Below are 10,155 nucleotides of genomic sequence, written 5' to 3'. Positions count from 1 at the left end.
ATATTCCATGGCTGTTCCTCTCATGATGCTTGAGGCCGATCGATCGGACCTCGTTTCCAAACATCATCATTCTGAGGGACAGCCACCAAACTGGCTAATCGTGAGGCGCCGGCCCATTACGGCATCTTGGGAAACAGGATCGCGTTCGGCCCGTCGACCATCGACAGCTGCTGCATGAACAGCCCGTTCGGCTTGTCGAAGGTGAAGACCACCGTCTCGTCGTCCTCGGCGCTGGCGTGCGGCGGGTTCTGCGGATCGCGGATGAACGCCGGCACTTCGCCCGGATAGGCGGTGTTCTGGCTCAGCTCGAAAGCGTAGGCCACATCCTCGGCGGTGAACGGCTCGCCGTCCGACCACTTCATGCCGGGGCGAAGATGGAAGGTGAAACGCGTCGCGTCTTCGTTGATTTCCCAGTCCTTCGCCACATCGGGAACGACGCTGGTCCAGTCGCGATCGTAACGGACCAGGCCTTCATACCCCACCGTTCTGGCGAGCCACGCCGAATCGCTGCCACCGAGCAGCGCGGAGCGCCACACCCCGCCATAGGTGCCGATCGTCTCGATGGGTTCCACCGTCAGTGGCTCTTCCGGCAGACGTTCGTCGACCGGCGGCAGATCGCCGGCCTCGACCCGGTCGGCCAGCTGAGGCGCTTCTTCGAACGCACCGGCGGGTCCGACCGGAAAACCAAGTGTCACGGTCGCCGCAACACCGAAAACTCCGGCGCGGAAGACCGCCCGGCTCGATACGTGATGCATTTGCTTTCCTCCCTCAGCACGCAGTGCCGCATCTGCCTCCACAGACAGGTCCACGTAACATGCATTGCACTGGAAAGCAAGTTGCATTGATTTATGCAACTCATGCACAAAATTGCATAGAATTCGGCCGGCGAATGCACTTGGGGATGTGGACGCATCGACCGTCGGCGGCCTGGGGACGACGGCCTATAGGAGGCGGACCAATGATCCGCCTCGGGGATCACTTGCGCATCTCGTGGCGTTAGGGGATTGGCGCAGGGACACCCCAAGCGGGACGACTTGACATCCGCCGCGCCCGGCGACCTCGCGGACGCCTGTCGCCGATCAGCGGGCCTCGGTCATCGCGCGTCGTGGATCCGGCGGTTCATCGCAATGCTGCCAACTTCCGCCTGGAAAGTGGAACGGATCGCCCGCCTCGATGGACCTGTACGGGCACCGGTCTCAGGACAGCGGCGCCGTGCCCCCCTCCACCAGATGCACCGTGAGTTCCACCTGACGGGGGATGAGGGTTGGATCCTGCAAATGCGCCAGGAACAGATCGACAGCGCATCCTCCGAGTTGCCGGCGCTCGACCCGCATCGTTGTCAGCCTCGGGCTTGCCATCCCCGCACAGGGCAGATCGTCGAAGCCGATGACCGCGAAATCGTCGGGCACCCGGCGCCCCCTTAGGTCCAACTGATGGAGCAGGCTGACCGCCATCAGATCGTTCATGCAGAACGCGGCGGTCACGGCCGGATTCTCGACCAGAATCCGATCCATGTGTTGCTCGTTGTCCAAGATGTCGACCGACGGCAGTTCCTCGACGAGACCCGTTGCGCCGGGCCAGGCCGCGACGGCCGTCTCGAAGCCGTTGGCTCGTTGCCGGATCGTCGAGCGATTGCCTTTCTTGAAATGCACGAGATGGCGATGGCCGGCCTCCAGCAGTCGCGTCGCCGCGGTATACCCGCCCCAGAAATTCGTCGGCGCGACGCCCGAGAACTGAAGGTTGGGGTCGCATCCGTTGACCAGAACCACGGGCCGACGCTCGTCGCGCGCCCAGATGCGCACGTCCTCCGTCGGATCGACCCCGACCAGCATCGCCCCGTCGGCGCGCGCATCGCGCACGTGCCGGTCCAGCGCCGCCGCACCGATGCTGGCATAACGCACCAAACGAACTTCCACGGCCATTCCGCGAGACACCGCCATCGTGCGCAGTCCGGTGACGATATCGTCATAGTGGCTGGACAGCCCTCCGACCGAGCGGTCCAGCGGAACCAAGGCCAGCGCCCGACCGCCCATGATCCGTCCGGAACGACGGATGCGATACCCCATCTGCTCGGCCGCCGCCCGGACCTGTTTTCGAACGACGTCGCTGATACCCGGCGCGTCGGAAAGCACCCGAGAAACGGTGCTGGTCGAGACGCCGGCCTGTCGGGCGACATCGGCCTGACTGGGGCGCGGCGGGAGATTGGTGGTCGAGGTCATGAGCGCGGGAATCCTTCGAGCCCGACGATACAAGGGCCTCTGCGCGATCGCAATATATGCAAATTTGCATAGCCGCAATCGCAGACCGACCGGGAGACGCAGCTCCGCGCGGCAGTCAGCAGATCTTCGAGCATTTGCGGACCGCATCGCGTCCAAACGCTTGCCCGACAACGGTCAGACCGACATGCGGATGCTCCAACGCGGGATCAAAAGACTGTCTGGAACAAGGAAATGGTGCCCAGGGGCGGAATCGAACCACCGACACCGTGATTTTCAGTCACGTGCTCTACCAACTGAGCTACCTGGGCGCCGTTGCGAGTGCCCCGATCTGCGGCTGCTGCCGTCGATCAGGCCGGACAGGTCCGGCTCGCGAGACGGGGGCCTTATAGGGAACCTCCCGGCGCCTGTCCAGCCTTTCCCGACGCTTGCGTGAAATCGTCAACGGAGCAGCGTTCGTCTTGCAACCGCAGGCGCTCTGTGGCAGAAGGCGGCCCATCGTTGAGGCGCTGCGGTAGCTCAGTGGTAGAGCACTCCCTTGGTAAGGGAGAGGTCGAGAGTTCAATCCTCTCTCGCAGCACCATTTTCCCCAGAGACTCGTCGTTTGCGGTGCGGGATCTGCCTCCTCGCCCGAGGCCGTCCAAGGCGTTGGCGTCGTCGCCCACGACGAGAGGCCCGCCAGGAACCCGCCTCGGACCTACCTCCATCGAACCCTCTTTGACGCCGTCCGAATCGTCTGGGGCTGCCGGGGCCATCGCCGCCCTTCGCCTGACGGGCGGCTTGCTTTCCGTCTTTGTTGCGCTCGGTTTTGCGGTCGTCGTGTCACACTCCCTAAGCTTGTCTTTGCTTGGGTGATGGGGCAGAACCCCCCGCAAGATCGGCAACCGCCTGGAGGGTTTGATGAAAATCGCAGTCATCGGGTCAGGGTACGTTGGTCTCGTTTCCGGCGCCTGCCTCGCCGATTTCGGCCACGTCGTCACCTGCATCGACACGGCGCAAGACAAGATCGCCGCCCTCAAGAACGGGCAGATCCCGATCTACGAGCCCGGTCTGGAAGAGCTGGTCAAAAGCAACGCGCAAGCCGGGAGGCTGATCTTCACGACGGAGCTGGCTGACCCCGTGGCCGAGGCCGACGTGGTGTTCATCGCCGTGGGCACGCCGTCACGGCGCGGCGACGGACATGCCGATCTCAGCTATGTCTACAGCGCGACGCGCGAGATCGCCGCCGCGCTCCAGGACTTCACCGTCGTCGTCACCAAGTCGACCGTGCCGGTCGGCACCGGCGACGAGGTCGAGCGCATCATCCGCGAGGTCAATCCGCAGGCCGACGTGGCGGTGGTGTCGAATCCCGAATTTTTGCGCGAAGGCGCGGCGATCGGCGACTTCAAACGCCCCGATCGGATCGTCGTCGGGCTTGAGGACGAACGCGCCCGCGAGATCATGACCGAGGTCTATCGCCCGCTCTACCTCAATCACTCGCCCATCGTCTTCACCGAGCGGCGCACCTCCGAGCTGATCAAATACGCGGCCAACGCCTTCCTGGCGATGAAGATCACCTTCATCAACGAGATCGCCGACCTGTGCGAAGCCGTGGACGCCGACGTCCAGGCCGTGGCCCGGGGCATCGGCCTCGACAACCGCATCGGTTCGAAATTCCTGCATGCCGGCCCCGGCTATGGCGGGTCGTGCTTCCCGAAGGACACGCTGGCGCTCGTCAAGACCGCGCAGGACGCCGCGAGCCCCATGCGGCTGATCGAGACCACGGTCGCCGTCAACGACCAGCGCAAGAGGGCGATGGGGCGCAAGGTGGTGGCCGCCTGCGGCGGAAGCGTGCGGGGCAAGACGCTCGCTCTGTTGGGCCTGACCTTCAAGCCCAACACCGACGACATGCGCGACGCGCCGTCGATTGCCATCGTGCAGATGCTGCTCGACCTCGGCGCCCGTGTCCGAGCCTATGATCCCGAGGGCATGGCGAGCGCCCGCGAGTTGCTCGACGGATCGGTCGAATATGCCTCCGGTCCTTATGACTGCGCCAAGGATGCCGACGCGCTGGTGATCGTGACGGAATGGGATTCCTTCCGCGCGCTCGATCTGGCGCGGTTGAAGGAGGAGATGAAGGCTCCGGTCCTGGTCGACCTGCGCAACATCTATCGCGAAGAGGACGTCAAGCGACACGGCTTCCGCTATGTCTGTGTCGGACGGGTCTCGCAGAGGGAGCGGCAGGAGCAGGCCGCCGCCGCCGAATAGGCGCGATCGGCGGATCGAGCCCGCTGATCGAGGCGCGCCGGCGTCCGTCGATCCGCCCGGCCCTGCTTTGGGCCTTCGGTTTCGCCGTAAGTCGCGACAGTTCCGATACGTTTTGAAACTGGACATGACACGGGCCGGCTGCTTTCCTCATCCTCAAGGATGGCGAAAATGGCTGACGACTCATTCTTCATCGAGCGGCATCTCCGCGGGTCTGCGCCCGGCGGCGGCGACGCCTGGCGCTCCACCGGCGGCCATTCTGCTGCCTCCGCGCGCGACGTCGCAGCTGAACGCCCCGCAGCGCCACCGGAGGCTCCCCCGGCCCCCACGCTGAAAACGGTGAGCGATCCCGACGTTCCGCAGATCGCGCCTCCCTCTCCCACCAGACCGCGCAAGAAGAAGACCGGCCGGCGCATCGCCATGGCGGTCGTTCTGCTTGCCATCATCGGCGCCGGCGCCTGGTTTGCCCGCTCATACTTCGCCGCGGAAGCGCCCCCCCAGGTCATGACGGCGACGGCGAGCATCGGCAACATCGAGGAAACCGTGCTTGCGACGGGCACTCTCAGGCCACAGAAGCTGGTGGCCGTCGGCGCGCAGGTCTCCGGCCGCGTCGTCTCGGTTCCCGTCCAGGTCGGCCAAACCATCAAGGAAGGTGATCTCGTTGCCGAGATCGATTCGCAGACCCAGCAGAACGACCTCAAGACCGCCAACGCCACTCTCGCCCAGATGAAGGCGCAGAAGGTGGAAAAAGAAGCCACGCTCAAGCTCAACGAGGCGACACTCGAACGCCAGAAGACCACGCTGGCGCGACACGCCACGACCCAAGCCGACTATGACGAGGCAGAAGCCGACGTCGCCGTGACCAAGGCGCAAATCGCAGCATTGGACGCCGAGATCGCCGAGGCGGAGGTCGCGGTCGACACCGCCAAGGTCAATCTCGACTACACCAAGATCACGGCCCCCATGGACGGCACGGTGCTGGCTGTCGTGACCCAGGAAGGCCAAACGGTGAATGCCAGTCAGTCGGCGCCGACCATCGTCATCATCGGACAACTCGACGTCATGACCGTGCGGGCGGAGATCTCGGAAGTCGACGTCGTCAAGACCCAGCCGGGACAGGAAATCTACTTCACCATCCTCGGCGATCCGAGCCATCGATACGACGCCTCGCTGGAATCGATCGAGCCCGCGCCGGAATCGGTGACGAGCGACAGCGCGGTCACCTCGAGCAGTTCGTCGTCCAGTTCCTCTTCGTCGTCCTCCACCTCCACCGAGGCGATCTATTACAACGGGGTGTTCAACGTCCCCAATCCGGACGGTCAGCTGCGCACCTACATGACGGCGGAGGTCCATATCGTCGTCGGCAAGGCCGAAGACGCGCTGACCATTCCATCCGCCGCTCTCAAGACCCGCAACGACGACGGCAGCTATGGCGTCGACGTGCTCGTCGGAGAACGGATCGAGAGGCGAACCGTGACCGTCGGGCTCAACGACGGGGTGACGGCGGAAATCAAGTCCGGTCTTAAGGAAGGTGACAGGGTTGTCACCGGGCAGAAGACAGCCTCGGCACAGAGCTCCGAAGGTCGACGGGGCCCGCCCGGACCCATGGGTTTCTGACCATGGCACGCCCGCTGATCGTGCTGCGGAAGCTGCGCAAGGAGTTTCCGGCCGGCGAGGAGACGCTTGCGGTCCTGAAGGATCTGGATCTCGTCATCGAAGCCGGCGAGATGGTCGCCATCATGGGTGCTTCGGGCTCCGGCAAATCGACCCTGATGAACATTCTGGGCTGCCTGGACCGGCCGACCTCGGGAAGCTACTCCATCGAGGGCCGCGAAACGGCCGAGCTCGAGCCGGACGAACTGGCCGAGCTCAGGCGCGAGCATTTCGGCTTCATCTTCCAGCGCTACCACCTGCTCGCCGAACTGACGGCGGTCGGCAATGTCGAGATCCCGGCGATCTACGCCGGTCTGTCGCCGCAGGAGCGCGAGGACCGCGCCCGCGCCCTGCTCGACCGTCTCGGCATGGGTGAGCGCACCGAGCACCGACCGGGCCAGCTTTCCGGCGGACAGCAGCAGCGCGTGTCGATCGCCCGCGCTCTGATGAACGGCGGCGAGGTCATCCTCGCCGACGAACCGACCGGCGCGCTCGACCGCCACAGCGGCGAGGAGGTGCTGCGCATCCTCGAAGAACTGCACGCCGAGGGCAAGACGATCATCATCGTCACCCATGACGCGAGCGTTGCCGTACGCGCGGACCGTATCATCGAACTGAGCGATGGCGTCATCGTCTCCGACCGCCACAGGGCCGTCGCCAAGCCGAGTGGCTTGCCGACGGTACCGGCCACTGCGGTGGCAAGGCGCGCCAGGCCCAATTGGCTGCCTTGGCGCGGCTCGCTCGATCGACTGCGCGAAGCGCTGCATATGGCACTCCTGTCGATGAATGCTCACCGGCTGCGCACCTTTCTCACCATGCTGGGCATCATCATCGGCATCGCTTCCGTCGTGAGCATCGTCGCGCTGGGTGCCGGCTCGCAGCAAAAGGTGCTGGAAAACATCAGCGGTCTGGGCACCAACACGTTGGAGATCTTCCCTGGCAAAGGCTTCGGCGACCGCCGCTCGGACAAGATCGAGACCCTGAAGATGGCCGACGCGCGCGCCCTGGGGCAGCAGTCCTATGTGGCGGCCGTCACGCCCACCGTGTCCACCAGCGAGACGGCCCGCTACGGCTCGAAGGAAGCCACCGCCCTCGTCAACGGCGTTGGCGCTCAGTATTTCGACGTCCGCGGTTCGAAGCTCGCCGCAGGCCAGTTCTTCGACGAGGACAACACGAATGCGATGGATCAGATCGTCGTCATCGACGACAATACCCGCTCGACCCTGTTTGAGGACTCCGGCGTCGATCCGGTGGGCCAAGTGCTCATCATCGGCAATGTCCCCTGCCGCGTCGTCGGCGTGATGGAGGCCCAGCAGGGCGGCTTCGGATCGTCCAGCAACCTGTCGCTCTATCTGCCTTACACCACGGTTCAGGCGCGCTTCGTGGGCGAATCCTCGCTGCGTTCCATCACCGTGCGCGTTGCCGACGACACCGAGCCGGACCTAGCGGAACAGGCGGTGACGCAGCTCCTGACGCTTCGCCACGGCACCGAGGACTTCTTCATCCTCAACACAGACGACATCCGCGAAACCATCACGTCGACCACCGAAACGATGACGCTGCTCGTCGCGGCGATCGCGGTGATCTCGCTGGTGGTCGGCGGCATCGGGGTGATGAACATCATGCTTGTGGCCGTTTCCGAGCGCATCAGCGAGATCGGCGTGCGCATGGCCGTCGGCGGCCGCCGGAGCGACATCCTGCAGCAGTTCCTGATCGAAGCGGTGCTGGTCTGCCTGATCGGCGGCCTGCTCGGCGTCGGACTGTCGCTGGCATTCGGTGCCGGCTTCAAGGCTTTCAGCAGCAATTTCGAGCTGATCTATTCGACCACCTCCATCGTCGCGGCGTGCCTGTGCTCGACCGCGATCGGCGTCGTCTTCGGCTTTCTTCCCGCCCGCAACGCCTCCCGGCTCGACCCCGTCGTGGCGCTCGCCCGCGACTGAGCGCCGACAAACCCTTCGCACTCGCCCCTACCTGCAATCCTTCCCCCGATGCGGCGACGTCTTCGGATATCGCGCCGGATCGGATGCGGGCGCTGCAACCCTGTGCTAAGAACCTGAACCGACGTTCCATTCTTTTTGAAATGAGTTCATGGACACTTCCAACAAGCCCGACAACGTGGCGGCGGTCATGAAGGTCTTCGCGGTTCTGGAGGCCCTGGCCGAGGAAAAGCAGATGAGCCTGACCGAGCTCGCGCAAAAGGCGCTGACTTCCAAGAGCACGGCCTACCGCTTCCTGCAGACCATGAAGGATCTGGGCTATGTCCAGCAGGACGGCGAGATGGAGAAGTACGGCCTGACGCTGAAACTGTTCGGCCTCGGAGCCAGCGTGTTGAACCACCACGTCGATCTGATCGCTGTCGCCGACCCGGCGATGAGCCGCGTGTCGGAAGCCACGCATGAAGCGATCCATCTGGGCGTGCTCGACGATACGGACCAGTCCGTCGTCTACGTCCACAAGTTCGATTCGCGCTTCAATCTCTGCATGCAGACGCGCGTCGGCCGGCGCAATCCGCCCTACAACACGGCGCTCGGCAAGGTGCTGCTCGCCTGGCAGGACGCGGAAGACGTGCGCCGCCGGCTGGCCGAGGTGACCTTCGTCAAGGTGACGCCTCATACCCTTCCCGACACCGAGGCCGTGATGGCCGAACTCCCGGTGGTGCGCGGGCAGGGTTATGCGGAGGAAAACGAGGAAGGCGAGATCGGCGTGCGCTGTCTCGCCGTGCCGGTCTTCGACCGCATCGGCAAGGTCGTGGCCGCGATCAGCATTTCCTTCCCCGTAGTGCGCTACGACCAGGCCAAGAAGGCCGACTATGTCGGCCTCCTGCACGAGGCCGGCCGCCGCGTCTCCGAGAGCCTCGGCTTCCACGACTACCGATTTGCGGGCGAGGTGTAACGCTGCGGCGCCACTGGGCGAGATGTGAAAGGCGCTGCCCCTCCACCGCGTCATCCTCGGCCAACGTGCCGAGGATCCAGCCGTCGCCTGAGTCGCGATGTTTCTCCACTGAGCCCGCGGCTTCGACGGGCGCAAAGGCCTGGATTCTCGGGACGGAGCCCGAGAAGACGCCGTTTCAGGCCCAAGGCCTTTTCGTGCGCCGCTTTGGAGCTCGAGTCAGCGGACGCCATCCCAAAAAGGAAGCGCCGGCCACGAGGACCGGCGCTCGTCATTGCACTTCGAAGCGTTGGCCGAAGGCCCTCGCCCCTTACGGCTGCTTGCCGATATAGGCCAGGATGCCGCCGTCGACGTAGAGCACGTGGCCGTTGACGAAGTCCGAGGCGGGCGAGGCGAGGAAGATCGCCGGGCCCTTGAGCTCGTCGGTGGTGCCCCAGCGCCCCGCCGGCGTGCGGCCGCGGATGAAGCTGTCGAAGGGGTGGCCGGGCTCGCGCAGCGGCGCGGTCTGCGGCGTCTCGATATAGCCGGGGCCGATGCCGTTGCACTGGATGTTCTGGCCGCCGAACTCCGAGGCGATGTTCCTCGTCAGCATCTTCAGGCCGCCCTTGGCCGCCGCATAGGCCGACACCGTCTCGCGGCCGAGCTCGCTCATCATCGAGCAGATGTTGATGATCTTGCCGCCGCCCTTCTTGATCATGCCGGGGATGACCGCCTTCGACACGATGAACGGGCCGTTGAGGTCGATGTCGATCACCTGGCGGAATTCGGCCGCCGACATTTCGGTCATCGGCACGCGCTTGATGATGCCGGCGTTGTTGACCAGGATGTCGACAGCGCCGAGATCGCCCTCGATCTTGGCGACCAGCTCGTCGACGGCGGCCTCGTCGGTCACGTCGCAGATGTAGCCCTTGGCGTCGATGCCGGCCGCCTTGTAGGCCTCGACGCCCTTGGCGAGATGATCCGGGTTGACGTCGTTGAAGGCGATCTTCGCGCCCGCTTCGGCCAGCGCGCTGGCGATGGCGAAGCCGATGCCGTAGGACGCGCCCGTCACCAGGGCCACCTTGCCGGTCAGATCGAACCGATTGTTGCTCATACTTTCGCTCCTGAAGCGCCGCGCCTCGGAGCCAAGACGGCTACGGCGCGGCGGACGATG

General features: G+C 64.8%; 7 protein-coding genes and 2 tRNA genes. 5 read left to right on the top strand and 4 right to left on the bottom strand.

All coding sequences use genetic code 11. The features are described 5' to 3' along the window. Positions 1–116 precede the first annotated feature (116 nt). From SMD10_RS04500 to SMD10_RS04490, 3 genes are all read right to left on the bottom strand, one after another. On the bottom strand, positions 117–755 hold the full coding sequence (locus SMD10_RS04500; RefSeq protein WP_331684445.1) for an ABC transporter substrate-binding protein: 639 nt from the start codon (positions 753–755) through the stop codon (positions 117–119). A 441-nt stretch (positions 756–1,196) separates the two neighbouring features. Continuing rightward, complete coding sequence (locus tag SMD10_RS04495) at positions 1,197–2,219, bottom strand: LacI family DNA-binding transcriptional regulator (protein ID WP_331684444.1); 1,023 nt, start codon at positions 2,217–2,219, stop codon at positions 1,197–1,199. 232 nt (positions 2,220–2,451) lie between these two features. Then, positions 2,452–2,527: transfer RNA gene (locus tag SMD10_RS04490), tRNA-Phe, on the bottom strand. 197 nt (positions 2,528–2,724) lie between these two features. On the opposite strand from SMD10_RS04490, the gene SMD10_RS04485 reads away from it, so the two are divergent. From SMD10_RS04485 to kdgR, 5 genes are all read left to right on the top strand, one after another. Continuing rightward, positions 2,725–2,799, top strand: a tRNA-Thr gene (locus SMD10_RS04485). Between the two features lie 317 nt (positions 2,800–3,116). Continuing rightward, the gene (locus SMD10_RS04480; protein ID WP_331684443.1) at positions 3,117–4,463 is read left to right on the top strand and encodes a UDP-glucose dehydrogenase family protein; all 1,347 of its coding nucleotides are present in this window, start codon (positions 3,117–3,119) and stop codon (positions 4,461–4,463) included. Between the two features lie 417 nt (positions 4,464–4,880). Beyond that, entirely contained in the window at positions 4,881–6,077 is a 1,197-nt protein-coding gene (locus SMD10_RS04475) for an efflux RND transporter periplasmic adaptor subunit (protein ID WP_331684464.1), read from the top strand. Positions 6,078–6,079: 2 nt separating this feature from the next. Then, on the top strand, positions 6,080–8,053 hold the full coding sequence (locus SMD10_RS04470; protein WP_331684442.1) for a MacB family efflux pump subunit: 1,974 nt from the start codon (positions 6,080–6,082) through the stop codon (positions 8,051–8,053). 148 nt (positions 8,054–8,201) lie between these two features. Then, positions 8,202–9,005, top strand: coding sequence for a DNA-binding transcriptional regulator KdgR (kdgR, locus tag SMD10_RS04465; protein ID WP_331684441.1), 804 nt, complete (start codon positions 8,202–8,204; stop codon positions 9,003–9,005). Between the two features lie 307 nt (positions 9,006–9,312). Here kdgR and SMD10_RS04460 read toward each other — a convergent pair whose 3' ends face one another. Further along, positions 9,313–10,095 carry a gluconate 5-dehydrogenase gene (locus SMD10_RS04460; RefSeq protein WP_331684440.1) on the bottom strand — a complete coding sequence of 261 codons (783 nt, stop codon included), beginning with the start codon at positions 10,093–10,095 and terminating at the stop codon, positions 9,313–9,315. Positions 10,096–10,155: the final 60 nt, after the last annotated feature.

The sequence above is a fragment of the Consotaella aegiceratis genome, assembly GCF_036541425.1.
Taxonomy (GTDB): domain Bacteria; phylum Pseudomonadota; class Alphaproteobacteria; order Rhizobiales; family Rhizobiaceae; genus Consotaella; species Consotaella aegiceratis.
Note: the sequence above shows the minus strand (reverse complement) of the source record. Positions and strands in the feature narration are given on the sequence as shown.